The sequence below is a fragment of the Dyadobacter sp. CY351 genome (genome assembly GCF_021502625.1).
In the GTDB taxonomy this organism is placed as follows: domain Bacteria; phylum Bacteroidota; class Bacteroidia; order Cytophagales; family Spirosomataceae; genus Dyadobacter; species Dyadobacter chenhuakuii.
Genome location: NZ_JAKFFU010000012.1, coordinates 205,350 through 230,866, shown reverse-complemented (window position 1 = coordinate 230,866; position 25,517 = coordinate 205,350). Strand labels below are relative to the sequence as shown.

The following is a 25,517-nucleotide window of genomic DNA, read 5'->3' as shown; positions in this document are numbered from 1 at the left end:
ATACAATTTGGGTATGCGGGTTATTTGAAAGCGGGTGTATAGCGCAGTGATATCCACATTCCCACTGTCGTGAGATTTACTTTTCCGTAACCTACCCCTTTTACCGGGATTCGGATGTAGGGCTCTGCTACAAGAGAAAATTTGTTTGTGATCGTGCGTTCGTAGCCTACGGATGCATTGATATGACTCAGTAAGAACCATCCTGTTTTTCCATCCCAACCTTCTTTCTGCTTAGGGACATATTTGGCATAATGATACTTGTACTGCTCTTTTTGAGCATAATAAGATGAAACGCCAGTTCCTATGAACAACTTCGACTGTGCTTTATGGATGAAATTATAACGGAGCCCGAGCGGGACTTCAATCATAGTACATTCTCCATCAACTCCATATGGCGTATTATAATAAGTCACATAATCTTTCAGCTCATAGTCCTTTGCGTAAGCGTAATAATCTTTTCGGCTCCATATCACTCCGCTCTGCAGATAAAGCCTTGACGATAAGCCGTATTCAATTAAAAGAGAAAAAGCGGTCCCCGGCTTTGTATAATTTTTGAAACCAACTGTTGTCAAATCCGGCGAATAACCAAGCCGGACGGCCCATTTGGCATAATCTTCCACCACTTTTTCAGGTTCTGCCGGTTCAACAACATCTTCGGGTGCATCGAATGTTACAGCCGGGATTTCCGGCTGATTTTCCCAGTTCAATGTCCTGCTCGCTAACCTCGTGGCGGAAATCAATGTTCTTACTTGCTCCTCCGATATAGGTTGCTCCTTAACTTGTTCATTTGGAGCATTGTTCGTTACAATTCGCTCCGGTAATCCGTCGTTGGCAATGCCGTTAACGAAAAAAGCCCCGTCGCCTTCCTCCTGCTTTGAGCGGTTAGGCTCTAAGTACACTCCGCCTGTCTTAGACTGGCTCCGGGGCAATTTTTTCCTGCGTTGGTAATCGGTAATATTCAAATTTGCGACAGAGGAAGATTTCGCAATGTCTGCTTCCTTATTACGTAAAGGTTTGGTTGACAGAATGGCCCTTTCCGGCAGCTTTTCGGGCGATTTCGGATTTTTTTCACCAGTCCGTACTTCGTTTTTGTTTAAATCAGTTTTATCAAAATTGCTTGTTGCTACATCGTCACTTGCCTTATTATCAGCCGCAATTTCGCTCTTCGACTGGCGGTCCGTAATGGGCAGGGTCGCTGATTCCTGCGTTTTGTTCGTGAAATACAGTGCGAAGCCGATCGGGATCAGCAGCGCAAGTAAGCCCAAAGGCCACCATTTCCTCAACCAGCCGCCCGGAACTTTGCCGTCGTTGGCATCCAGCCGCTTTCTTAACCTATTCCAATCCTCCGGATCAAATTGTGGATCAAGCTCTTCTGATGACTTTCTGAAGAGCTTATCCAGTTCGTCATCTGGTAACTCTGTCATAATCGCCAATATTTATCTTTGATAACATTTCTCTCAATTTTTCTCTTGCACGCGACAAATTTGACTTCGACGCCCCTACTGAAATATTCAGCTGGTCTGCAATCTCTTCGTGTGTATAGCCGTCTATAACTGATAAACTAAATACAAGTCTGTAAGAAGGGGTCAGTTTCTGGATCAGCTCCATCAATTCTTCGTGTGCAAGTTTGCTGATGACCGTTTCATCAATGGCCACATTGTCCGCAACTTCCACATCATCAAAAACATCCCGGCGTATTTCCTGTCTGTAATGATCGAGGGCTGTATTAATCATAATTCTGCTCAACCAGGTTTTAAATGAACGGCTGGAATCGAATGTATCCAGCTTGGTAAAAACCTTAAAAAATCCATCGTTGAGTATCTCTTTCGCTTCTTCCCTGCTGCGTGTATAGCGCAAACAAATGCTCATAGCATAGCCGTAAAACTGTTTATACAACAGCTCCTGACTGCGGCGGTTTTTCTTTAAACAGCCGTCGAGTAGTTCAAGAAGAACTGCGGAGGTATACTCGGGCATGCTATTTGCTCTTTTAACACTAGTACGGCAAACCGAAAGTCAGGGTTGCGTACAAGTTTGCAATTTTTTGGTGATTTTTTATAACCATTTGAGAATCTTACCATTAAGTCACCGTTTGACGAGAATTTTTGCCTTGTCAAATGTGAGAACTGTGGATTTTTCTCCAAATTTGGCAGCATAGTATTATTACTCAACGTTAATTTTTCCTGCCCGGTCAGGAGCCATTGAATGACTGAAAAACGTCCTCATCTTAACATTATCGATTCCCGCTTTCTTGAACTGGACGCATTACGCGGTCTGGCGGCAGTGCTGGTTGTCCTTTTTCATTTCACGATCAATTCCAACAGCTTATTGCTGGGATGGGAATTCCGATATGGCGTCACGGGCGTTGATATATTTTTCATTATCAGCGGATTTGTCATTTTCCTTACCATTTCAAGAGTAAAAAAATGGCCTGATTTCGTCGTTTTCAGGTTCGCAAGGCTGTATCCCGCATTCTGGTGTTGCCTGTTAATAACAACAATGGCCATGATGCTTATTGAACCAGAGGCAGTTACCCTTCAAAAGCTTCTGGCAAATACGACGATGATGCCGATCTTTTTCAATCAGGAGAATATGGACCAGTCTTACTGGACATTATTGGTTGAGCTTATATTCTATTTCTGGATCCTGGTGCTACTGGTTACCGGGAATATCAAAAACATTGTGAGTGCGGGCTTTATTTTTACCGTTTTCATTATCCTTTTTCATGCTTTTTCGCCGCTATATACAGGTTTTCATGAGTTTGCAACCCGGAAGATCGAACTGCTCAACCACTTCCCGCTATTCTTTTCCGGCATTCTTTTTTACCTCATCAGAAATGGAAACCATGTAAAGAAAAACTCGCTGTTAATTGGGTTTTGTCTCTTCGCCGCGTGCTATCTGCACAATCAGGGCGGCCGTTCACAGTATCATGTGACTCCTTATGAACATTATGCGATCCTGACTTTTTTCCACATTGTTTTTGCGCTGGCGATATTTGGCAAGCTGAAATTTCTAAACACAGCGCCCCTTCTCTTTTTGGGTAAAATCTCCTATTGCCTGTATCTGATCCATCAGTATGTGGGTTTGCGTTTGCTGGCAATACTTACCGATGTCTGGCAGGTGAACATTTACCCAGCCCTGCTCATAGCCATGGCCCTGGTTACCTTAGCCGCCTGGCTGATCAACAAATTCGTTGAAATTCCGGCCAATCATTTAATACGCAACTGGTACAAAAACCGGAATCAGAAAGATTCACATGCCCGCTCCCGGGAAATTGCCATACAATAGTTTCCCGTTCTTACTTACTTTTGCAGCCTAACCACGCATATTTGAATATTATTTTCAAATCATGTGTTATCATGTGCACTATACTGATTTTTAATGGCCAAAAGTGAACCCACTCCTGAACAACCATCGCCATTCGCGGTGCGAAAAATAAGCTGGCAAGGGCTTAAAACGACGCTTGACCTGCTCAAATATTTAAGGCCGTACCGGCTCACATTCTTTATCGGGCTCATTTTTCTTGTGCTGTCCACCGCCACTTCACTGGCTTTCCCGAAGCTGGTAGGAAGCATTATTGAAGTGATTGAGGGCAAATCGCCCTACACCATTAACCAGATCACGCTTTTCCTGTTCTTTATATTGATATGCCAGGCGGTTTTTTCATTCTTCCGGGTGTATTTGTTTACAAAAGTGAGCGAACTGGCGATGACCAATATCCGGTCGGATGTTTTTACCAAAATTATCACATTACCCATCGCTTTTCTCGAACAGCGTCGCGTTGGCGAGCTTACGAGCCGCATTACTTCCGACGTTTCGCAGTTACAGGGTTTACTTTCCTTCACGTTAGCAGAGATTTTCAGACAGGTCGCCACGTTAATCGTGGGTGTTTCCATTCTTTTTTATACTTCATGGAAACTCACGCTTTTCATGCTGGCAACATTTCCGGTTTTGGTTATCGCTTCGGTGTTTTTCGGCAGGCATCAGCGCCGGCTTGCGAGGAAAGTGCAGGACGAGCTTGCGGCGGCCAATGTGGTTGTAGAGGAAACATTGCAGTCTGTGAATGTGGTCAAAGCATTTACTAATGAACCGCTAGAAGTAAACCGTTACCAGCTGATTTTGAAGCGGGTGGTGGATTTATCGCTTTATGCGGCAGCATTCCGGGGTGGATTTGTTTCGTTTATTATTTTCGCCCTTTTTGGTGGCATTGTCGGGGTGATCTGGTATGGCGCAGGACTGGTGCAGGCAGGTGAGTTCGGGCTTTCGGATTTGTTTACATTCATTCTTTATACCACATTCATAGGCGCTTCCATCAGCGGAATGGGCGATTTGTATGCGCAGATAAACCGGGTCATCGGCGCTTCCGAAAGGATATTTGAAATACTGGAAGAAGAACCCGAGCTGGATCTGGAAAATGCAAAAAATGCGCTTGCCAGCCCTATTGAAGGCCACATTGTGTATCAGGATGTGCATTTCTCTTATCCTTCACGGGCGGATCTGCCGGTTTTAAAAGGAATTTCATTTGAGATAAAAGCAGGAGAAAAAATTGCTCTGGTCGGTTACAGCGGCGCTGGAAAGTCAACGATCGTGCAGTTGCTCATGCGATTCTACGATCACCAGACGGGCAACATTCTTATTGACGGCCAGCCTGTTGAATCTTACGGATTAACCGAGCTGCGCAAGAACATTGCCATCGTGCCGCAGGAGGTAATGCTCTTTGGTGGAACAATTTACGAGAACATCGCCTACGGAAAACCCAATGCAACCCGGGAAGAAATCTACGATGCTGCCCGACGCGCACACGCCAGGGAGTTCATTGATACATTCCCTGAAAAATTTGACACAGTCGTTGGCGAACGCGGTATCAAGCTCTCCGGCGGTCAGCGCCAGCGCATAGCCATTGCCCGCGCGATTTTGAAAGATCCTAAAATTCTGATCCTAGACGAAGCAACAAGTTCGCTTGATGCGGAATCGGAAAAGCTGGTGCAGATTGCATTGGATGAATTGATGAAAAACCGCACTACGATCGTTATAGCGCACCGTTTGGCGACTATCAGGAAGGTGGATATGATTTACGTTATCCGGGAAGGCCGCATTGCGGAATCGGGAACGCACCAGCAATTAACACTTATGGACAATGGTTTGTACGCAAATCTGATCAAATTGCAATTTGAAACCGCAGATAGCAATTGATGGAAACAAGCAGCACAACCCAGAAATCCTCCAAAGCATTTTTTGAAACAGAAAAAAACAAAGCAGCTATTGCCGAAGCAGCCGCATTGCAGAACTTTAATCAGCTAGCCATTGCCAGGTTGCTCGTGTTTTTTGCCATGATCTTCTTCCTATGGCTGTGGAGTAACCAAAACCAGCCTGTCTGGGGATTAGTAGCATTCGGATTGCTCGTGATTTTCTTGATTTCGATGCGCCGCCAGCAAGCCGCCCGGAGATTACGCGATTTTCAGCGCAACCTTGTTACGATCAACACCGACGAGCTTAACCGGCTTTCATTCCGTTTCAACAGAGCAGATTCCGGCGTGCAGTTTCAGGAAAAAGAACATGCGTTTGGAAGTGATCTGGACATTTTTGGAGAATATTCACTGTATAAGCTCCTCAACCGTACCCGCACCGCGGAAGGCAGCCAGCGTTTCGCAAACTGGCTCAAAAACCATGCGGATGTCAAGGAGATCAGGCTTCGGCAGGAAGCTGCGGCGGAATTCAGCAACCATCCCGAAATGATCCAGGCGCTGGAAGCAACTGCCTTACTGCATGAACATGCCGCACAGCAACTCGGCGATTTCAGAAAATGGTCGACGGAATTTATGGACAAAGACATGGCACGCCTGCTGAATTTCCGCTGGTTCAGTGTCATTACCGTGATTGTTGCCGTTTTGTTTTTATTTTCGATCCTGCCTGCGTGGCCATTATTGTTATGCATTGCCGTGAATGCCGTATTAATTGCGCGGTTCAAAGCATATGTTGATGCTGTCACAAACCGCACCACTGAGCTGGGGAAAACACTGGTTTCTTATGGAGAAATCCTCGAAGTCGCCCAATCGTTTCCCTACCAGGCACAGTGGTGGCTTACCCGCAAAGACCGCATTGCAGGTTCAGGGCAATCATTGAAACAAGTCGGAGCACTCTTCGAAAAACTGGATTACCGCAACAATATATTTTTCTCACTATTTGTGGGGATTCCAACGCTTTGGGACCTCTTTTGCATTGCAGGACTTGAAAATTGGAAACGGGACAATCACGACAAATTAGCCGACTGGCTGGAAGTCCTGGCCGACGCCGAAGCAATGAACAGTTTGGCTGGTCACGCATTTGCCAATCCCACGTACATTACTCCCGAAATTGTCGATTCTCCTGAATTCCAGATTGATACCAAGGAAATGGGCCATCCGCTCATTCCGCTGGAACGCCGGATCAGCAATGATTTCAGTGTGTCGGGAACAGGGCATACTGTTCTGGTAACAGGCTCGAATATGTCAGGCAAAAGTACGTTTCTCCGAACAATCGGGTTAAATTTCGTATTGGCTCAAATGGGCGCAGTAGTAAGTGCAAAAACATTCAAATGCGCACCTGTACGCGTTTTCAGCAGCATGCGCACGCAAGATTCGCTTGAAGAAAGCACTTCATCTTTTTATGCTGAACTAAAAAGGCTGAAAAAGCTGCTGGAACTGTCCGACCAGAACAATGTTGCCCCGGTATTTTATTTACTGGACGAAATCCTGAAAGGCACCAACTCTTCCGACCGCCACCGCGGAGCCGAAGCGTTGATCAGACAGTTGCATATGAAAAAAGCTTCCGGGCTGGTTTCGACCCACGATCTTGAACTTGGGGAATGGGGCGCTACGGAAAGTTACGTTCACAATTTCCATTTCAGGTCCGATGTCGAAAACGGTGAATTACTATTCGACTACAAGCTGCACGATGGAATTTGTAAGAGCTTCAATGCTTCGGAATTGATGCGAATGATGGGTATTCAGATAGAAAAATAATGTTGTGCCCGGATTTGCGTAACTTTACAGGGCACAATTACGTTTCTTAATTCTGAGCGTGGATTGAGGATTTTAAGCATTAGATTTAGTACATTAATTAATAACAAATAACGATTACCGAAACCTGAATGGAAGTATTAATAATGGCAGGGCAGCTCATTCTGGGCTTATCAATTTTGGTAGGGCTGCATGAATGGGGGCATATGTTTGCTGCGAAAATGTTTGGAATGCGAGTTGAAAAATACTTCATTGGTTTTCCTCCGAAGATATTCAGCTTTAAAAAAGGAGAAACAGAATATGGCATTGGCGCAATCCCGTTGGGAGGTTTCGTCAAAATATCGGGAATGATCGACGAGTCCATGGATACTGAGACGATGAACAAGGAGCCTCAGCCCTATGAATTCCGTTCGAAACCAGCCTGGCAGCGTTTGATCGTTATGCTTGGCGGAATTATCGTCAATGTGATCGTCGGGATTTTCATATTCATCGTCATTGCGTATAATAATGGGGATAAATATCTTTCCAGCACCGAGGTCAATAAATACGGCATTGTAGCCGGCGACCTGGCCAAGGAAATCGGCCTGCAAACGCGCGACAAAATTGTAAAGGTGAATGGTAAGCCGTTCACTAGTTTTGATGAACTGGGAAGTTCGGAAGTGCTGCTCGGAAGCAATAGTTCTTACACGGTGAACCGTGCCGGAAAAGAGGTTGAGATCGACATTCCGAATGATTTTATTGAAAAATTATCTGATCCGGAAGAAAAAAGAAGCTTTATCCGTCCTTTGGAACCATTCAAGATCGGTGAAGTTGTACCGGCGTCTCCTGCACAAAAAGCAGGTCTGTTAACGGGGGATAAGGTCATTTCTATCAATGGTCAGCCTATCCAGTTCTTCCATGAGCTGCAAGGGCAGCTGCAAAATCTGAAAGGCAAAAAAGCTGAACTGCTCGTTCAACGCGGTGCGGAAAGCAAAACGCTTAATGCTACTGTGGACGAAGACGGAACGCTGGGTTTCTATCCCGAAAGTCTGTTGAACTACACGGCTGTAAAATATACATTGGCACAAGCCATTTCGGTGGGCACAAATGATGCTTTTGCCGTCGTTTATAACAACATTAAAGGTTTTGGTAAAATATTCAGAGGTGAAGTTTCAGCTTCCAAAGCACTAAGCGGACCGATCGGCATTGCCCGTATGTTCGGTGGCGTTTGGGACTGGAGCCGTTTCTGGTATTTAACCGGTTTGCTTTCAATGGTGCTTGCGTTCATGAATGCATTACCAATTCCGGCATTGGATGGCGGCCACGCGGTGATCCTTTCTTACGAGATCATTTCGGGACGTAAACCATCCGATCGCTTTTTGGAAAATGCACAGAAAGTCGGCATGGTGCTTTTACTTGGCCTGATGGCTTTTGCAATATTCAATGATGTCTGGAAAGCAGTATTTTAAAATATTTTTGGTTGAAAATAAGGAAAGGACAAAGCGCTTAATCCGCTTTCCTTTCCTTATTTTTTTCGTTTTGACCCTGTCGTCGTCAGTGCATGATTATCATGTTAGCGTCACACAGATGCAGTATAACCCTGCGCTCAGAACATTCGAAGTGAGTATACGTATGTTCACGGACGATCTTGAACGTGCGCTGTCACAGCCAGGGCTGACCCAGGGAAATGATAAGCAGCGCGTTGTGATAAAGAACAATGACAAAAATGATCCCTTGGTCGAGCGATATGTTTTGAAATCGTTTGTACTGATGGACAGTCAGAAAAAACCGGTTGCTGCAAAGTATGTGGGGAAGGAACAGGAGGAGGATGCAACATGGGTTTATCTCGAAATTCCATTCAATGGTCCTCTGAATGGCTTCAAGCTACAAAACAGCACGCTGATGGAGGTTTTTGATGATCAGGTCAATATGACGAACATTAAAAGCGCTTCCGAAAAACGCACATTCTTGTTTAAAAAGGGACAATCTGTACACATTCTTTAACCGCATTCCGGTTACTAAAAAGCCTGACACAGCCGTTGGTGGCATGGCTATTTTGTTTTATTATTCCCTTTCTTTTGAAAGTCATTATTTATATATTGGGAAAAGATTATCTGTCATTTTGACAGAATGCCTATGAAATTTGAACCTTCTGACTTATATAGTCGGCTGCTAATGTCCGATTCGGATATGGATAGCCTTGAAATTGTTCCTCTTGGTGGCCCTGATGGCTCCGATGAGCCTTTTGAACTCCCCGAAGAACTTGCGATACTGCCGATCAGGCAAACAGTACTTTTCCCAGGAATGGTTATTCCCGTGACCGTAGTGCGCCAGAAGGCCATTCGTTTAGTCAAAAAAATATACAGGAATTCGGATATAAATCAACGCATACTCGGAGCAGTAACGCAAGCCATTCCCAACAAGGAAGACCCTACTGCTGAGGACCTTTACAATGTCGGAACGGTTGCCCAGATCCTGAAAATGATCACGTTACCAGATGGGAATGTGACGATTATTGTGCAGGGAAGACAGCGTTTTGAGATTAAAACCATTCTGCACGAAGAACCATATCTGACTGCACAGGTTAAGGCGATTGACGATTCATTTGTTGGCCCGACCAAAAAGGAATCCAAAGCACTTTTGCAGTCCCTGCGTGACGGCGCGCATAAGATCATGCGCCTGAACCCTGAAATCCCTCAGGAAGCCAGGATCGCGCTGGATAACATTGAAAGCCCTATTTTCCTGATCCATTTTCTTTCCTCCAACATTAATGTAGAGGTTGCGGATAAGCAAAAGCTGCTTGAAGAGAGAAATGGACACAAGCAGGCCACATTGCTGCTTCAGTATATGATGCGGGAAATAGAAATGCTGGAATTGAAACGGGAAATCCAAACCAAAGCCAGCTCCGACATTGACCAGCAGCAACGCGATTATTTCCTTAGACAACAAATAAAAGTCCTGCACGACGAGCTCGGTATGGACAGCCCGGAGCGCGATCTGGATGAGATCCGTTTGAAAGCAAGCCAGAAAAAATGGTCGGACGCGGTGCGCCTGCATTTCGAAAAAGAACTGGCGAAGCTGCAACGCATTAACCCAATGGCACCCGAATATCCGGTGACGATGAATTACCTGGAAATGCTTGTTGACCTGCCGTGGGGACAATATACCAAAGACAATTTCGACCTGGTCCGTGCGCAGAAAGTGCTGGACGCAGACCATTTTGGTTTGGAGAAAGTAAAAGAGCGTATCATTGAATATCTGGCTGTTTTAAAGTTGAAAGGCAATCTGAAAGCGCCTATCCTTTGTTTATACGGACCTCCGGGAGTTGGTAAAACTTCGCTGGGAAGATCCATTGCAAAAGCACTGAACCGTGAATACATCAGAATGGCGCTGGGCGGCGTGCATGATGAGGCTGAAATCCGTGGCCACAGAAAGACATATATCGGCGCAATGCCAGGAAAAATCATTCAGAACATTAAAAAAGCAGGTTATGCCAATCCTGTGTTCATTCTGGATGAAATTGATAAAGTTAGCTCCGATTACCGCGGCGATCCTTCTTCCGCATTATTGGAAGTGCTTGACCCTGAGCAAAACTCTTCATTTACAGACAATTACCTGGAAGTTGAATACGATCTTTCCAAGGTTCTGTTCGTAGCGACCGCCAATGCACTGGACACCATCCACCCTGCCCTGCGCGACCGGATGGAGATCATTGAAATGACGGGTTATACGATCGAAGAGAAATTGCAGATCGCGAAACGTTACCTCGTTCCCAAACAACGCAAAGATCACGGCTTGAAATCGACTGATATCAAGATCGACGATGTTGCATTGACTAAAATTATAGAAGGTTATACAAGGGAATCCGGTGTCCGGAACCTGGAACAGAAAATAGGATCGGTTGTCCGTAAAATCGCGAAATCGGTTGCAATGGAGCAGGAATATCCTAAAACCATTAAGGCTGAGCAGATTGAAAAATACCTTGGCTCAGAGATTTTTGACAAGGATCTGTATCAGGATAATGATTTTGCAGGCGTAGTAACAGGCCTGGCCTGGACTTCTGTCGGTGGTGAAATTCTTTTCATTGAAACCAGCCTGAGCCGCGGAAAAGGAAACCTTACATTGTCTGGCCAGCTGGGCGATGTGATGAAAGAATCGGCAGTGGCCGCATTATCTTATCTGAAAGCCAATGCAGACCGGTTAGGCATCGATTACAGGATCTTTAACCATTATGACCTTCACGTACACGTGCCTGCGGGTGCCGTGCCCAAGGACGGGCCTTCTGCGGGCGTGACCATGGTAACTTCTATGGCTTCGATCTTTACGCAGCGCCGGGTGAAACCGTTCATCGCGATGACGGGCGAGATAACATTAAGGGGAAAAGTATTGCCTGTGGGCGGTGTGAAGGAAAAAATCCTTGCTGCGCGCCGTGCCGGTGTGAAGGAAATTATTCTTTGTGTAAAAAACCGCAAGGATGTGGAGGAGGTGCCAGCGAATTATATCAAAGATCTGTCGTTCCATTATGTGGATCAGATTGATGAGGTGCTGGAATATGCATTGCTGCCTGAGAAGGTAAAAAATGCCACCAATTTTATTTTCCCGGAAGAGAAGAAAGAAAAAGAAGAAAGCGGATACGCGACTCTGGACGTTTAAAGGCCGTTTTCAAAAAAATAATTTATTTTGAGTTCAAAAAAGACGCTTCCGGGCGTCTTTTTTGCTTAGGGGTTTGTAATTCGAAAACACGTCCTGATATCAACAACTATTCATTATTAAAATGTCCCTACCGCAGCTTTCCCCCGAATTGCTGGACCAGCGTCCAGACTTGTTGCCAAACCATCAAAACCTGCTTGCACTGCCTGAAAAGATCATTCAGTTTGGTACAGGCGTGCTGCTGCGCGGCTTGCCCGATTATTTTGTAAACAAGGCCAATCAGCAAGGGATTTTCAATGGCAGGATCGTGGTTGTGAAGTCTACAAACAGCGGCGGGACCGATGCATTTGCTACGCAGCAAAACGTATTCTCACACAGCATCCGCGGCATTGAGGATGGAAATCAGGTTGATAAGCTGGTAATTAATAGCGCCATTAGCCGGACCATTTCAGCAAACAGTCATTGGGCTGAGATCCTGGAATGTGCTCACAACCCGGAATTAAAAATTGTTATTTCAAATACGACAGAAGTTGGGATACAACTGACTGAAGATGATATTTTTGCCACTCCCCCAGCTTCCTACCCCGGAAAACTGACGGCTTACTTGTATGAGCGCTTTAAAGCATTTAACGGAAGTGCAGCGTCCGGAATGGTGATCGTTCCTACTGAGCTGATCGTTAACAGCGGGCAAAAATTACGCGACATTGTTCTCGAACAAGCCAAACGTCACAACCTGGACGAAACATTCAATCAATGGCTGGAAGAACATAATCATTTTTGCAGCTCGCTCGTGGATCGCATTGTTCCCGGCAAACCGGACGCTGAAACCGTGGCGCTTATTTCGGGTCAACAAGGTTATAAGGATGACTTACTGATCGTTTCGGAGGTTTACAGATTGTGGGCCATTGAAGGGAGCGAACATGTGAAATCCGTTTTAAGCTTTGCTGAGGCGGACAAAGGCGTTGTGATAGAACCCAACATTGATCTGTACAGAGAGCTGAAATTACGCCTCCTTAACGGCACGCATACGCTTGCTTGCGGCCTTTGCTTCCTGAATGGCCTGGATACGGTCCGGGAAAGCATGGAAAACACCGAAACCGCATCTTTTATTGCGGATTTAATGTTGACAGAACTCGCTCCGGCCATTCCTTATGATGTGGATGCGGCGCGTGCGCAGGAATTTGGCAACCAAGTTCTGGACCGTTTTCGCAATCCGTTCATCCGCCACCAGCTGGTCGACATTACTGTGCAATACACAGCCAAAATGAGAATGCGGAATATCCCCACATTGCTGAGCCATTACAAAAAGTCCGATCAGGCACCAGCGCTTTTTGCAGAGGGTTTCGCTGCATTCCTGAAATTTATGAAGCCGGTCGTCCACAAAGACGGCGCTTACTACGGCGATCGCGATGGCCAGCCTTATTCGATCCGCTGCGATGCCGCCCCGTATTTTGATGAAATGTGGAAAACGGCCGCTTCACCGCTTGATCTTGCAGAGAAAGTTTTAGCCGATGTATCACTTTGGGATACGGATCTGACGCAGCTTCCCGGATTTCTGGACGCTGTGAAGTCGCATATGGCCGAGGCAGCAGCGATGGATACATTGCGCATTGTCCCCGGTGCCGATGCGCCCAAAATTGATGTTGATTAATGTGGTATAGCACTATTTTCTAATAAAAATAGGATAAGGCGACTTTACCGGAAGCCTTCATACATACGGTCCGCTTTTTGTTGAAACAGACAAAAGCGGACTTTTTATTTCCAAGCACTTCAATTCTCCATTGCCTGTTCGATATCAAAAATCCCTTTGGCATCATTTTTGACTTTATGACACCCTGAAACGCAAAGAATGATCATCACGATTTTTGACTTATAACTGTGAAAAAATCTATAAAAATACTGATAGGAATAGTGGTTATCGTTATAATCGCACGCTTGCTGCTTCCCTATTTCGTCGTTAAATATGTGAACAAGGTGCTGGCTGATATGGATGGCTATACCGGGCACATTGACGACGTTGACATTCATCTCATCCGCGGCGCTTACCAGATAGACGGCATGAATATCCGCAAGGTGAATGGCAAAATAAAGGAGCCTTTTATTCTTATCCCTAAGATGGACCTCTCGGTGCAGTGGGAGTCGTTGTTGAAAGGAAAGTTGGTGAGCGAGGTGGAATGTCATAATCCTGAGATCAACTTCGCATTCAGCAGCAGCGAGGAAGCCAGCCAGACTGGTGCGGAAAACGATTGGACCAAAGTGATCAAAGACCTTTTGCCCATTGAAATAAACCGTTTCCAGATCATTAATGGCAAAGTAGACCTTACCAGCATTGTAAGCCAGCCCAAAACCGACTTGACGCTGAAAAACTTCAACCTCGAAATCGAGAACATCCGGAACGTTGAAGAAAAAGGTAAAAGTTTTCCTTCGCCAGTAAAAGCGACTGGTGATATGCCTGGTTTTGGCGGGACCATGCTCTTTACGGCCAATATGATGCTGTTAAAGAAAATTCCGGACTTTGATTACAATCTTAGTTTAAAAGACCTTCAATTGGTGAAGCTCAACAGTCTGGCGAGGCAGTATGGCAACCTGGACTTTGAGCAGGGCACAATGAGTCTTCTGAGCGAGATGAAAATGGTCGACGGGAAGCTGGAAGGCTATTTAAAGCCGCTTACCAAAGACATGAAAATATTTAAAATGAAGGAAGAAAACCGCAATGCGAGCCAGTTCTTTCGCGAACTCCTGGCAGAAGGCGGTGCTTTCATTTTGGAAAATAAAAAGAAAGATCAGGTGGCCACACGCATTCCATTAAAAGGGACTGTGGGCGAAATTTCAACTGACTTCTGGCCCATCATTATCAATGTGCTCCGGAACGCTTATGTAGAAGCCTTTAAGGCTGAGTACGACTCTTCTATGAGCGTAAAAGACACCATTAAGGAAGTGCGGAAGGAGAGAAAAGAGAAGCGTAAAGAGCGACGTGCGGAAAGAAAGGCGAAGCGTGAACGCAAAAAAGCGGAACGTAAAAAAGATTAAGTTCCGCTTTCAGTAATATTGAAAATTGAATGATCAGCTCGCTTTTCGGAACTGGGTGACCAGTGCTATGCTTTCAGCAACTTTCTGCTCGATCCAGGAATAATTACCGGCTTCGATAATGTCTTTTGGAAATAAATTGGATCCCAAGCCAACCGCATAGGCGCCTGCTCCAAACCATTCGTTAATGCTTTCAGCAGTTGGCTGTACGCCGCCGGTTACCATGATTTTAACATTCGGCATAGGCCCGCGGATCGCTTTAATAAATTTGGATCCTACAACATCACCCGGAAAAAGTTTAACCACTTCGGCTCCTGCCTGCTGTGCGTTGTAAATCTCCGTTAATGTAGAAACGCCCGGAATCCAGGGAATGTTGGCTTTTGCACAAGCATATCCAACGGCAGGGTTAAGGCAAGGTGTTACAATGAAATCGGTCCCTGCATCGATGAATTTCTGTGCAGTTTCGGCATCATAAATGGTCCCTATGCCCATGGATAAGCCTGGCAAGCTCTCTTTTGTATAGGCAACCAGCTCAGTAAATACAGTAAATGCGTTTTCGCCGCGGTTTGTAAACTCAAACGCACGGGCACCGCCCCTGTAACTGGCATTAATAACCTCTTTCGCAATTTCTATATCACCATGATAAAACAGCGGCAGCACGCCGACCTGATTCAATAGTGTTAATGTTGTTTCTTTGTCCATATCATTCTTTTTTTGGAACGTAATCAGCGTTTGATCCTACCTGAAGTTTCCCCCTGCCGGATCGCCTCAACCTCCTGAATTGTGGAAATCAATGCGTCACCTTCGATCGTATGTTTCAACGCAGAGGCCGCAACGCCAAATTCAAGTGCTTTTTGCTGATCACTAAATGTAATCAATCCGTGTATCAAACCGGCAATGAATGCGTCTCCGCCGCCCACTCTGTCGATAATGGGGTTGATTTCAATATCAGCCGTTTCCAACAATTCTTTTCCGTTCCATAGATAAGCCCGCAAAAGGTTATGGGAAGCACTGATAGAAGTCCGTTTTGTATCAACAACCGTCTTCACTTGCGGATAAGCCTTCTGTAAATTGACACAGGACTCTACAAAATCGTTTCCGCCGATGCCAAAAATCTCCTTTATATTTTCGCTGTTTGCAATCACAATGTCCGTTCCGGCAGTCAGTTCGGGGAGAATGTCGGATGGCTTTTTACCATATTTCCACAGATTTGCCCTGTAAAAAATATCACCTGAGACCGTTATTCCGTATTTCCGTGCTGTTTTAATTCCATCCAGGAGCGCGTCTGCTGCTCCCTGGGAAAGTGCCGGCGTAATGCCTGCCCAGTGAAACCATTTGGCATCTTTCAAAATGCTGTCCCAATCAATTTCCTTTGGGTCTATCTCGGCCAATGATGAGTTAGCACGATCATAAACGATCTGGCTGCCGCGCAGGGCCGCACCCATTTCAAGAAAATAAACGGCCATTCTGGGGCCTCCGTAAATGATGTGGGAGATGTCAACCCCGTGAAATTGAAGATATTGCGCTGCTGCCCGACCTATTGCCGAGTCAGGAAAACGCGTTACATGTGCCGTATGATGTCCCCAATATGCCAAAGCCGTAGAAACATTCGCTTCTCCGCCGGCATAGGTAACATTCAGTTGACGTGCTTGTTCAAAACGGGAAAAACCTGGTGTAGAAAGTCGCATGAGGACTTCTCCAAAAGAAACTATTTGAGCCATAGTTGCAAACCTACCTAAAATCCGAAATAATTACTTGCATTGCGATAAGAAATGTCCTGAACCACTTTTCCAAGCCATTGCATATCATCAGGAAGCTCACCATTTTCTACATCGCTGCCAATCATGTTGCAAAGGATCCTGCGGAAATATTCATGACGCGGGTAAGACAGAAAGCTCCTTGAATCGGTCAGCATTCCTACGAAACGGCTCAATAGCCCCATGTTGGAAAGTGCATTCATCTGGCGCTCCATTCCGTCTTTCTGATCAAGATACCACCAGCCGGAGCCAAACTGCATTTTGCCTGCAATGGTGCCGTCATTATAATTACCGGTCATCGTCGCCAATACTTCATTATCGGCCGGATTGAGGTTATAGAGGATGGTTTTGGTCAGCTGATTTGTGGAATCCAGTTTATTAAAAAACTTAGACATTGCAGAGGCCTGGCTGTAATCGCCAATAGAATCCCAGCCTGTATCCGGGCCGAGCTCCCGCAGCATACGCGCATTGTTGTTACGCAATGCTCCTAAGTGAAATTGTTGTGTCCAGGATTTTGCATGATCCATTTTTGCCGTTTCAAAAAGCACCATAGATTTGAATGCTTCACGTTGTGCATCGCCTGGAAGCTGTCCGTTGCGCGCCGCCGCAAACGCCGCTTTCGCAGCTTCTTCATCAAATGAGGCATAAATATGCTCTAAACCATGATCCGAAAGCTTGCCGCCCATGGATGCAAAAAAGTCGTGTCGGTTCTGCAAAGCTGCCAGGAGTTCTTCGTAAGAATTAATTTCTCCCGCCCCCGAAGCCGTTGCCAGCTTGGTAAGATATTGATTGAATTCTTCCGGCGAATCGATCAGCAACATTGCTTTATCAGGACGGAAAGTAGGCAGCACTTTAAGGTCAAAACCACTGTCTTTGATCGCCTGATGGTCAGAAAGAGAATCCGTAGGATCATCTGTTGTACAAACGATCTTCACATTCATGCGTTTCAAAAGATTTCTAACCGAAAAATCCGGCTGCTTTAATTTCGCCGAACATTCGTCATAGATCTCTCTTGCAGAATCTTTGTTTAGTAAGATATCAATGTCAAAATAACGCAGCAATTCCAAATGCGTCCAGTGATACAGCGGGTTACGCATGGTGTAAGGCACCGTGATCGCCCATTGTTCAAACTTTTCCCAGTCGCTCGCATCACCCGTACAATAGCGCTCATTAATGCCATTCGCACGCATCGCCCGCCACTTATAATGGTCCCCATATAACCAGATCTGCGTGATATTCTCAAACTGCTTATCCGCCGCGATCTGATCGGGAGGAAGGTGGCAGTGATAGTCGATAATGGGCATCTCTTTGGCATAATCATGATAAAGAATGCGCGCAGTCTCCGAACGAAGCAGAAAATCGTCGGATATGAATGTTTTTTGTGCAGTAGCGAATGTTGTCATACCCCCAACCCCCTAAGAGGGGGCTATTTTTTTAGTTATTTAAGATCAATACAAAGCAAAACGCAAGTCCCCTTTAGGGGATTTAGGGGCTAACCCCCAGCAGAAACGCAAAGTCCCCTTCAGGGGATTTAGGGGCCAATCCGCTCAATAGCATACTCCAACCCCCGTAACTCTGCCAAACCACGTAACCTTCCGATGGCAGTGTAACCCGGATTTGTCCTTTTAGTCCCTGAAAGATCGTCGAGCATTCTGTGACCGTGGTCCGGGCGGAACGGCATTCTTAAATCTGTCCTTCCGGCTTCGGTCCGGCGTCTTTGCTCTGATAGCAATGCTTTCATAACGCTATACATGTCCACATCGCCATCGAGGTGGTCTGCTTCGTAGAAACTGCCGTCGTGTTCTCTTTTTGTGGCCCGCAAATGGATAAAATGGATCCGGTTACCCAACCTGTCGACCATTCCGCTGAGGTCATTATCAGGTCTTACACCATATGAACCTGTACAAAAGCAAATGCCATTTGCCTCATGATCATATGCTTCCAATAATAACAATGCATCGTTTTCTGTGCTTACCACGCGTGGCAGTCCCAAAATTGGATACGGAGGATCATCCGGATGGATCGCAAGCCTTATCCCTGCCTCGGCTGCAACCGGCGCAATGGCCTGGATGAACTGATATAAATGGGTCCGTAATTCCAGGTCACCCACATGCGCATATGCACTCAATGCCGTCCGGAATTCCGCAATGGTAAAGCTTTCCTCGGAGCCCGGCAAGCCTGCTATAATGTTCCTTACGAGCTTGTTAACTTCTGCTTCCCCCGCATGATCCAGCCAGCTTTTTGCTTTTTGCTTTTGCTCGGCGGTGTAGTCGTCTTCCGCCTCAGGTCTTTTCAAAAGATAAAGATCAAAAGCGGCAAACTGGGCTGCGTCAAACCGCAAACCTGTTGAACCATCCTTCATAGGGGCATCCAGATCGGTTCTTGTCCAGTCCAGAATAGGCATGAAGTTGTAGCAAACGGTGTCTATGCCGCATGCGCCCAGGTTCACCAATGTTTGCTGGTAATTTATAATGTATCGTTCGAAATCTCCGGTCCGGGTCTTGATCGCTTCGTGGACCGGGACACTTTCCACCACCGACCAGGTAAGGCCGGCTTGCTCGATCATTTCTTTGCGTGCTTGTATTTCAGCGACTTCCCACACTTCCCCGTTACGGATGTGGTGCAATGCGGTTACGATGCCTGTTGCCCCGGCTTGACGGACGTCCTGCAATGTGACAGGATCATTGGGGCCAAACCAACGCCATGTTTGTTCTAATGCCATATCTGAATTTATGCTACTAACCTATGTTCGGGAACGCGTTCGCGTAAGACTTTCAACGCCCGGCTCATCTGCGTTTCCACTGTTTTAACCGAAATTTCAAGCTTTTCAGCAATGTCACGGTAACGAAGGCCCTCTTCGCGGCTGAGCCGGAAAATCAGCTGACATTGCCTTGGCAAAGCCTTGATGCAACCTTCTACATGATCAAAAAACTCGTTGAATGTAAGTTCTTCGGCAGGCGAGAAATGATCCGCGTGTGTCAGGTTCCATTGTACGGAATCCAGTGATTCACGCTCATTCTGCCGGTGGATCCTCAGTTTAAGATAATCCAGCGCCTGATTTCTTACTGCTCTGTAAATGTAAGCCTGAAACGAAGTATGCACTTCAATCTGCTCGCGATTTTTCCAAAGTTTCACAAACACATCTGAAACCACTTCCTCCGCGATTTCCCGCGTAACCACCACACGCATTGCATAATTACAAAGCGACCGGTAATGATGCGTGAACAATTCACGGAAAGCATGATAATCTCCGGTTGCCACCACTTTGCCAAATAAACTTTCCAGCGCGCTTTTCTGGGAATGGGCGGATGACAGGGTGTTGGTAAATGATTTTGCTTCCATTAATGAGCTAGGTTAATTATAGAAAATTTCCTGGATTCGTAGTGGTAAAAGGCATACTTGCCTCGTCAACAGTGAACCTAGTTTAACGATTGGTTCGTTGATACACAAAATTTAATCTTGAAAAAAATCAATAAATCTACGCAACCGTTCCCGGAACCGTTCCCGTTTTCGTAATTTTTCCCGGAACTTGGTGCACTCTTTGTAATTTGTGCAACAAATGCCGGTTAGCGCATTTTTTATACAAATTGTTGCAATTGTATTATTCCCATACATTCCATGAAGAAGGTCTCTATCACCATTAAGGAAATTGCCAGGCAGCTTAACATTTCCAAATCGACGGTTTCGCGGGCTTTGCGGGACAGCAGTGAAATCAGTGAGGAGACAAAAAATAAAGTCATTGAGCTGGCTGAAAAGCTCAACTACTATCCCAACCCGATTGCCATCAGTTTACTCAAAAACCGCACGCAAACCATTGGCGTCATTGTGCCTGACATTGCCAATCGATTTTACTCGTCGGCCATCGGCGGCGTGGAGGACATTGCTTATAGCCGCGGTTACCACACCATGATTTACCAAAGCCATGAACAGCTCGAACGCGAGCGTTCCGCATCCCGGCACATTGCTTCACGGCGTGTCGATGGGCTTGTTGTGGCCATTTCAAGCCAGTCGGAGAACATTGATCATTTTGTTTCTTTGCAGGAACAAGGCATCCCGGTGGTATTTTTTGACCGCGTGAGTGACGCAATGCAAACGCATAAGGTGCGCGTGGATGACTATAAAGGCGCATTTGAAGCAACAGAACATTTGATTAAACGCGGTTGCAAGCGCATTGCACACATTGCGGGGCCAAAACCAGTTTCCATCACGCGGTTCCGTTTGGAAGGTTATAAGGACGCATTAAGGAAACACAACATTGATTTTAAGGAAGAATGGGTGTTGCATAGTGAAATCACCCAGGCAGGCGGGACGGAGCGCACGTATCAGTTGATGGCGCTTCGGGAACGTCCTGATGCCATTTTCGGAGCAAGCGACCGGATCACCATGGGCATCCATTGGGCACTGCGGCAGCTGGGTTACCGCATGCCGGACGACGTGGCGGTGGTTGGTTTTTGTGATCTGGCTATGTCGTCATTGCTCGATCCGCCGGTAAGCTCGGTTACGCAGCCGTCATTTGAAATGGGCCAGCAAGCCACATCATTGCTTCTGGACCTGATAGAAAGCAAAAATACCCCGGCCGAATATGAGACCAGGGTATTGCCTTCCAATCTTGTTATTAATCAGTCCTCAATGCGGGTTGCTAAATAAGCGCTAGCCCGTATTTGACTAACCCGTAATCGTTTTCAATTTTCTTTCGAATTCTGAAAGGATCTTTTCTTTCATCTGAACCTTCCGCTTCTGAATGTTGATGCGGCCGGCTGCCTGCTTGTCTTGCTCTGGATCGCCGGTGGCAGTCCTGTCAAATTCAAGTATGGCAAATTCCAGGTCACTTTTCTCGCGTTTGGCAAGCCATTCAAGTTCTCTGTATTTCGTTCTGAGCTGCTCTTCGGGGCTTTTCAGTTCAAATGCAGGATATTTACGGCTGATCACACGGGCCAGATAACTTAGCTCAAATATCTTATCGCAAACCATTCTGAAACGCTCTGCAAGTTCCTTATCTGCCATTTTGAAAGGGATTTTAATCTCCTTCCATTTGCTCAAAAGGACTTTTGCTTCCTGCGATGCCTCAATAATGTCCGGTGCACGAAGCAATGTTTCCGCTTGTTGCAGCAATTTCTGTTGTTCTACGATCCGCGGGTCAACGCGCACTTTGGGCTCGATGCCTTTGGCGAGATTATATTTATCATAGAACAATTTCAAAAAGTGCCTGTAAGCCTTATTCACTTTGAAAAAGCGCTTTGGCGGCACTTCACCAATGTTGTTCCAGGCATTCCGCACTTCCCTGGCTTTCTGATAAGCGTCGTCCAGATCGCGTGAGTAACTCAGCGTTTTCGTGATCTTGATCAGCTTTTCATACTCTTCGATACGGAACTGGTTAATTTTATTCTGCTCGTCGAAATAATCCCTCCGGCGTTGGAAGAAATCGTCCAGGATTTGCTGAAAAGTTGTTTCCACTTCTTCCTGATATTCCTTCTCCACAGGTCCGGTGCGAATCCACTTGGCTTTGATTTCCTGAATCTGGTCCGTTGCCGCCGTATAATCTTCGATAGCCGCCGCAACCTTCACATCTTCGATCAAAGCACGTTTGATTTCCAGGTTTTTAAGCTGGTTAACCTCGATCAAACCTTTCAGATATTCCTCTTTCTCTTCCAGTCTCTGCAACAATGGAACAAAGTCCCCGAGTGCATCAAAACCTTTAAGCTTACGTTGAAGCTGGATCAGCTTGGTAAGATAAGAACCCTTGTTAAGTGCCTCATCTATTTCTTGTTCCAACTGCTCCACTTTGTTCAGAACGATATTAAAACGATTTTTAAAGTAATCAATCGCTTCCTGCTCAGTTCTCTTTACTTCTCCAATTTGCCGGTCGGGGAATTCCAAATACCCCTTTAAAAATACTTTGCTGTCTTTAACATAGCCGTATTCATCATTCAATGTGGCATTTTCCATTCTTTCAATTTTTTATCTGCTAAGTGTAGGGATAATAACGATATTTGTTATCGCACAAATTAAACAAAAAATGAGTAACGAAACCATTATTTTCTCAATGTCGGGGGTTAACAAAATCATTCCTCCAAACCGGCATATCATTAAAAACATCTATTTATCCTTTTTTTATGGTGCTAAAATTGGGGTTTTAGGTTTAAACGGATCAGGTAAATCAACGCTTTTGCGCGTTATAGCAGGAATTGATAAGGACATACAGGGAGACGTGGTTTTCTCTCCCGGTTACTCCGTTGGAATGCTTGAACAAGAGCCCAAACTGGATCCCACAAAGACTGTAAGAGAAGTTGTAGAAGAAGGTGTTCAGGAAATAGTTGACCTGTTAAAGGAATTTGAGCAGATCAATGAGGCATTCGGAGAAGAAGATGCGGACTTCGATAAGCTGCTGGAACGCCAGGGCGAAGTGCAGGAAAAGCTGGATTCAACAGACGCCTGGAACCTGGATAACCGACTGGAAATAGCGATGGACGCCCTGCGCTGCCCGCCGTCAGATACATTGGTTGCAACGCTCTCGGGTGGTGAAAAACGCCGGGTTGCATTATGCCGCCTGCTCCTTCGCCAGCCTGATGTATTGCTGCTGGATGAGCCTACCAACCACTTGGATGCGGAGTCGGTTTTATGGCTGGAAGAGCATTTGAGACAATATAAAGGAACGGTTATCGCCGTAACCCACGATCGTTACTTCCTGGATAATGTGGCTGGCTGGATCCTGGAACTGGACCGCGGCGAAGGCATTCCATGGAAAGGAAATTACACTTCCTGGCTTGAACAAAAGCAGGAACGTTTGAAGAAAGAAGAGAAAACAGAGTCAAAGCGTCAGAAAACATTGCAGCGCGAGCTTGAATGGGTGCGCATGGGCGCGAAAGGTCGTCAGGCCAAATCCAAAGCCCGTTTGGGTGCTTACGAGCGCTTATTGGGTGAGGAAGGGCGCGAGAAAGAAGAAAAATTGGAGATCTTTATCCCGGCGGGACCCCGTCTCGGGAACAAGGTTATCGAAGCGCACAATGTCTCAATGGGTTTTGGAGACAGGCTTTTGTATGAAAACCTAAGTTTCGCATTGCCTCCCAACGGGATCGTTGGCATTATCGGGCCGAATGGTGCGGGTAAAACCACACTTTTCAAACTCATAACAGGGCAATTGAAACCATTGAGCGGACATTTCGATGTGGGCGACACGGTGGAACTGGCCTATGTGGACCAGGAACATGATAATCTGGATCCTGCCAAAACGGTTTACCAAAGCATTGCAGACGGCAACGACTGGATCATGATCGCAGGCAAGCAATCGAATGCACGGGCCTACGTAAGCCGTTTTAATTTTGGCGGCGGCGATCAGGAAAAGAAAGTCGGTAACCTGTCCGGCGGAGAAAGGAACCGCGTGCACTTAGCCATGACATTGAAGGAAGGCGGCAATTTACTTTTGCTCGATGAGCCTACCAATGACTTGGATATCAATACATTGCGCGCACTGGAAGAAGGTCTGGAAAACTTTGCAGGCTGCGCAGTAATCATCTCCCACGACCGGTGGTTCCTGGATCGCGTAGCAACGCATATCCTTGCTTTTGAAGGTGATTCGCAGGTGTATTGGTTTGAAGGTAATTTCTCTGAATATGAGGAAAACCGTAAGAAGCGACTGGGCTCCGACCTGACGCCGAAGCGGATTAAATATAAAAAACTAGCTTAATTAGAAACAGTTAATCATTATCAATGAGTCAGATTTCATCTCTGGATAAAATACATTTTATATCGATCGGCGGCAGCGTAATGCATAATCTTGCGATTGCCCTGCATTTAAAAGGTTTTGTAGTAACGGGGTCCGATGACGAAATATATGAACCCTCGGCAAGCCGCCTTTCTAAACATGAATTGCTTCCGGCGGTTACTGGCTGGTTTCCTGAAAAAATAACAGCCGATCTTTCGGCTGTTATTTTGGGTATGCATGCCAGGCAGGACAATCCGGAGCTGGCAAAAGCAAAGGAACTGGGCATTAAGGTGTATTCATATCCCGAATATATTTTTGAACAAAGCGTAAACAAACAACGCGTGGTGATCGCAGGAAGCCATGGTAAAACGACCATTACTTCCATGATTTTACACGTTTTGAATCATAATAAGCGTGTTTTCAATTATTTGGTAGGTGCCCAGATCGAAGGGTTTGACAACATGGTGAAGCTTTCGGAAGAAGCACCGCTGATCGTGATCGAAGGCGACGAATATTTCACTTCGCCCCTCGATCCTACCCCGAAATTCATGCATTACCAGCCGCACATTGCCTTGATCAGTGGCATTGCCTGGGATCATTTCAACGTTTTCCCAACCTGGGAATCCTACGTGAAGCAATTTGAACTACTGGCCGACTCGTTGCCAAAAGCAGGCGGAATTATCTTCGATGAAACCGACGATATGCTGAATGTTATCGGGCAAAAAGAGCGTGCAGATGTTGTGAGCACACCCTATCATGCCCATCCCTACAAGATTGAAGATGGCAAAACAATCCTCATCACGCCTGATAATAAGGAAGTTCCTGTGCTGGTTTTTGGTAATCACAACATGAAAAATATCAGCGGAGCTTATGCAGTTTGTGAACGCCTGGGCATTACCGACGACGAGTTTTATGAAGCCATTCAAATTTTCAAAGGTGCTTCCAAACGCCTGGAACTGTTGGGTAAAAGCGAAACCGTCAACATTTACCGCGATTTCGCACATGCGCCGTCAAAAGTAGAGGCTACGACAGCTGCATTGAAAGAACAATATCCGGAGCGCACATTGGTTGCCTGCGCAGAGCTGCACACATTCAGCAGCCTTAACAAAGCGTTTTTGAGCCAATATCGCAGAAAATTGAAGGCAGCAGACATTGCAGTGGTTTATTACAATCCGCAAACAGTTGAACACAAGCGCCTTGAACCGATCTCGGAAGAAGACATTCGCACAGCTTTCAAGCGCGACGATCTGAAAGTTTTTACCGATTCCGCGGAAATGGTGGCGTTCTTGAAAACATTAACGTGGGAAAATGCCAATCTCCTTTTGATGAGCTCAGGCACTTACGGCGACCTCGACTTAAAAGCGTTGGCAACAGAATTGCTTGATTAACAGAACCATACATTAACAC

At 45.9% G+C, this 25,517-nt stretch carries 19 protein-coding genes; 11 read left to right on the top strand and 8 right to left on the bottom strand.

Going from position 1 to position 25,517, the window contains the following annotated elements:
- Positions 1-20: 20 nt before the first annotated feature.
- Positions 21-1,424 (bottom strand): PorT family protein, encoded by a 1,404-nt coding sequence (locus tag L0660_RS21600; protein ID WP_235161278.1) that lies wholly within the window; start codon positions 1,422-1,424, stop codon positions 21-23.
- Positions 1,405-1,974, bottom strand: a complete 570-nt coding sequence (locus L0660_RS21595) for an RNA polymerase sigma factor (RefSeq protein ID WP_026629327.1) — start codon at positions 1,972-1,974, stop codon at positions 1,405-1,407. Before L0660_RS21595 ends, L0660_RS21600 begins: the two co-directional genes overlap by 20 nt.
- 228 nt (positions 1,975-2,202) lie before the next feature.
- Here L0660_RS21595 and L0660_RS21590 point away from each other — a divergent pair, with 228 nt between their 5' ends.
- The 8 genes from L0660_RS21590 (at position 2,203) to L0660_RS21555 (ending at position 14,654) form a co-directional block, all read left to right on the top strand.
- On the top strand, positions 2,203-3,285 hold the full coding sequence (locus tag L0660_RS21590) for an acyltransferase (RefSeq protein WP_235161277.1): 1,083 nt from the start codon (positions 2,203-2,205) through the stop codon (positions 3,283-3,285).
- A gap of 93 nt (positions 3,286-3,378) precedes the next feature.
- Positions 3,379-5,190, top strand: coding sequence for an ABC transporter ATP-binding protein (locus L0660_RS21585; RefSeq protein WP_235161276.1), 1,812 nt, complete (start codon positions 3,379-3,381; stop codon positions 5,188-5,190).
- The gene (locus tag L0660_RS21580) at positions 5,190-6,998 is read left to right on the top strand and encodes a MutS-related protein (RefSeq protein WP_235161275.1); all 1,809 of its coding nucleotides are present in this window, start codon (positions 5,190-5,192) and stop codon (positions 6,996-6,998) included. The genes L0660_RS21585 and L0660_RS21580 overlap by 1 nt, the downstream gene beginning before the upstream one ends.
- 128 nt (positions 6,999-7,126) lie before the next feature.
- Positions 7,127-8,443, top strand: coding sequence for an RIP metalloprotease RseP (gene rseP / locus L0660_RS21575; protein WP_235161274.1), 1,317 nt, complete (start codon positions 7,127-7,129; stop codon positions 8,441-8,443).
- Positions 8,418-8,978 carry a DUF6702 family protein gene (locus L0660_RS21570; RefSeq protein WP_310589264.1) on the top strand — a complete coding sequence of 187 codons (561 nt, stop codon included), beginning with the start codon at positions 8,418-8,420 and terminating at the stop codon, positions 8,976-8,978. Before rseP ends, L0660_RS21570 begins: the two co-directional genes overlap by 26 nt.
- Positions 8,979-9,110: 132 nt before the next feature.
- Positions 9,111-11,627 (top strand): endopeptidase La, encoded by a 2,517-nt coding sequence (gene lon, locus L0660_RS21565; RefSeq protein ID WP_235161273.1) that lies wholly within the window; start codon positions 9,111-9,113, stop codon positions 11,625-11,627.
- A gap of 121 nt (positions 11,628-11,748) precedes the next feature.
- Positions 11,749-13,275 (top strand): tagaturonate reductase, encoded by a 1,527-nt coding sequence (locus L0660_RS21560; protein WP_235161272.1) that lies wholly within the window; start codon positions 11,749-11,751, stop codon positions 13,273-13,275.
- A gap of 260 nt (positions 13,276-13,535) precedes the next feature.
- The gene (locus tag L0660_RS21555; protein ID WP_310589638.1) at positions 13,536-14,654 is read left to right on the top strand and encodes a DUF748 domain-containing protein; all 1,119 of its coding nucleotides are present in this window, start codon (positions 13,536-13,538) and stop codon (positions 14,652-14,654) included.
- Positions 14,655-14,687: 33 nt separating this feature from the next.
- Here the strand turns inward: L0660_RS21555 and L0660_RS21550 are convergent, their stop codons facing one another.
- The 5 genes from L0660_RS21550 to L0660_RS21530 all read right to left on the bottom strand — a co-directional run bounded on the left by L0660_RS21550 (position 14,688) and on the right by L0660_RS21530 (position 19,750).
- Positions 14,688-15,353: a bifunctional 4-hydroxy-2-oxoglutarate aldolase/2-dehydro-3-deoxy-phosphogluconate aldolase gene (locus L0660_RS21550; protein ID WP_235161271.1), complete on the bottom strand. Its 666-nt coding sequence runs from the start codon at positions 15,351-15,353 to the stop codon at positions 14,688-14,690.
- A gap of 23 nt (positions 15,354-15,376) precedes the next feature.
- Positions 15,377-16,372 carry a sugar kinase gene (locus L0660_RS21545; protein ID WP_235161270.1) on the bottom strand — a complete coding sequence of 332 codons (996 nt, stop codon included), beginning with the start codon at positions 16,370-16,372 and terminating at the stop codon, positions 15,377-15,379.
- Positions 16,373-16,386: 14 nt separating this feature from the next.
- Entirely contained in the window at positions 16,387-17,811 is a 1,425-nt protein-coding gene (gene uxaC, locus L0660_RS21540) for a glucuronate isomerase (RefSeq protein WP_235161269.1), read from the bottom strand.
- Between the two features lie 128 nt (positions 17,812-17,939).
- Complete coding sequence (gene uxuA, locus L0660_RS21535; RefSeq protein ID WP_235161268.1) at positions 17,940-19,130, bottom strand: mannonate dehydratase; 1,191 nt, start codon at positions 19,128-19,130, stop codon at positions 17,940-17,942.
- An 8-nt stretch (positions 19,131-19,138) separates the two neighbouring features.
- Positions 19,139-19,750, bottom strand: coding sequence for an RNA polymerase sigma-70 factor (locus L0660_RS21530; protein WP_235161267.1), 612 nt, complete (start codon positions 19,748-19,750; stop codon positions 19,139-19,141).
- 276 nt (positions 19,751-20,026) lie between these two features.
- Here L0660_RS21530 and L0660_RS21525 point away from each other — a divergent pair, with 276 nt between their 5' ends.
- On the top strand, positions 20,027-21,055 hold the full coding sequence (locus L0660_RS21525) for a LacI family DNA-binding transcriptional regulator (RefSeq protein WP_233794884.1): 1,029 nt from the start codon (positions 20,027-20,029) through the stop codon (positions 21,053-21,055).
- An 18-nt stretch (positions 21,056-21,073) separates the two neighbouring features.
- Here the strand turns inward: L0660_RS21525 and L0660_RS21520 are convergent, their stop codons facing one another.
- On the bottom strand, positions 21,074-22,354 hold the full coding sequence (locus L0660_RS21520; protein ID WP_082217289.1) for a DUF349 domain-containing protein: 1,281 nt from the start codon (positions 22,352-22,354) through the stop codon (positions 21,074-21,076).
- Between the two features lie 70 nt (positions 22,355-22,424).
- Between L0660_RS21520 and ettA the strand changes: the two genes are divergently transcribed.
- On the top strand, positions 22,425-24,092 hold the full coding sequence (ettA, locus tag L0660_RS21515; protein ID WP_026629342.1) for an energy-dependent translational throttle protein EttA: 1,668 nt from the start codon (positions 22,425-22,427) through the stop codon (positions 24,090-24,092).
- Positions 24,093-24,115: 23 nt separating this feature from the next.
- The gene (gene murC, locus L0660_RS21510; protein WP_235161266.1) at positions 24,116-25,498 is read left to right on the top strand and encodes a UDP-N-acetylmuramate--L-alanine ligase; all 1,383 of its coding nucleotides are present in this window, start codon (positions 24,116-24,118) and stop codon (positions 25,496-25,498) included.
- Positions 25,499-25,517: the final 19 nt, after the last annotated feature.

Excerpts from the sequence above, each read along its gene's own strand:
- L0660_RS21600 (WP_235161278.1), bottom strand. The coding sequence starts at position 1,424 with ATGACAGAGTTACCAGATGACGAACTGGATAAGCTCTTCAGAAAGTCA.
- lon (WP_235161273.1), top strand. The coding sequence starts at position 9,111 with ATGAAATTTGAACCTTCTGACTTATATAGTCGGCTGCTAATGTCCGAT.
- L0660_RS21550 (WP_235161271.1), bottom strand. The coding sequence starts at position 15,353 with ATGGACAAAGAAACAACATTAACACTATTGAATCAGGTCGGCGTGCTG.
- L0660_RS21525 (WP_233794884.1), top strand. The coding sequence starts at position 20,027 with ATGAAGAAGGTCTCTATCACCATTAAGGAAATTGCCAGGCAGCTTAAC.
- rseP (WP_235161274.1), top strand. The coding sequence starts at position 7,127 with ATGGAAGTATTAATAATGGCAGGGCAGCTCATTCTGGGCTTATCAATT.
- L0660_RS21585 (WP_235161276.1), top strand. The coding sequence starts at position 3,379 with ATGGCCAAAAGTGAACCCACTCCTGAACAACCATCGCCATTCGCGGTG.
- murC (WP_235161266.1), top strand. The coding sequence starts at position 24,116 with ATGAGTCAGATTTCATCTCTGGATAAAATACATTTTATATCGATCGGC.
- L0660_RS21560 (WP_235161272.1), top strand. The coding sequence starts at position 11,749 with ATGTCCCTACCGCAGCTTTCCCCCGAATTGCTGGACCAGCGTCCAGAC.
- uxuA (WP_235161268.1), bottom strand. The coding sequence starts at position 19,130 with ATGGCATTAGAACAAACATGGCGTTGGTTTGGCCCCAATGATCCTGTC.
- L0660_RS21590 (WP_235161277.1), top strand. The coding sequence starts at position 2,203 with ATGACTGAAAAACGTCCTCATCTTAACATTATCGATTCCCGCTTTCTT.
- L0660_RS21580 (WP_235161275.1), top strand. The coding sequence starts at position 5,190 with ATGGAAACAAGCAGCACAACCCAGAAATCCTCCAAAGCATTTTTTGAA.
- L0660_RS21570 (WP_310589264.1), top strand. The coding sequence starts at position 8,418 with ATGATGTCTGGAAAGCAGTATTTTAAAATATTTTTGGTTGAAAATAAG.
- L0660_RS21595 (WP_026629327.1), bottom strand. The coding sequence starts at position 1,974 with ATGCCCGAGTATACCTCCGCAGTTCTTCTTGAACTACTCGACGGCTGT.
- uxaC (WP_235161269.1), bottom strand. The coding sequence starts at position 17,811 with ATGACAACATTCGCTACTGCACAAAAAACATTCATATCCGACGATTTT.
- L0660_RS21520 (WP_082217289.1), bottom strand. The coding sequence starts at position 22,354 with ATGGAAAATGCCACATTGAATGATGAATACGGCTATGTTAAAGACAGC.
- L0660_RS21530 (WP_235161267.1), bottom strand. The coding sequence starts at position 19,750 with ATGGAAGCAAAATCATTTACCAACACCCTGTCATCCGCCCATTCCCAG.
- L0660_RS21545 (WP_235161270.1), bottom strand. The coding sequence starts at position 16,372 with ATGGCTCAAATAGTTTCTTTTGGAGAAGTCCTCATGCGACTTTCTACA.
- ettA (WP_026629342.1), top strand. The coding sequence starts at position 22,425 with ATGAGTAACGAAACCATTATTTTCTCAATGTCGGGGGTTAACAAAATC.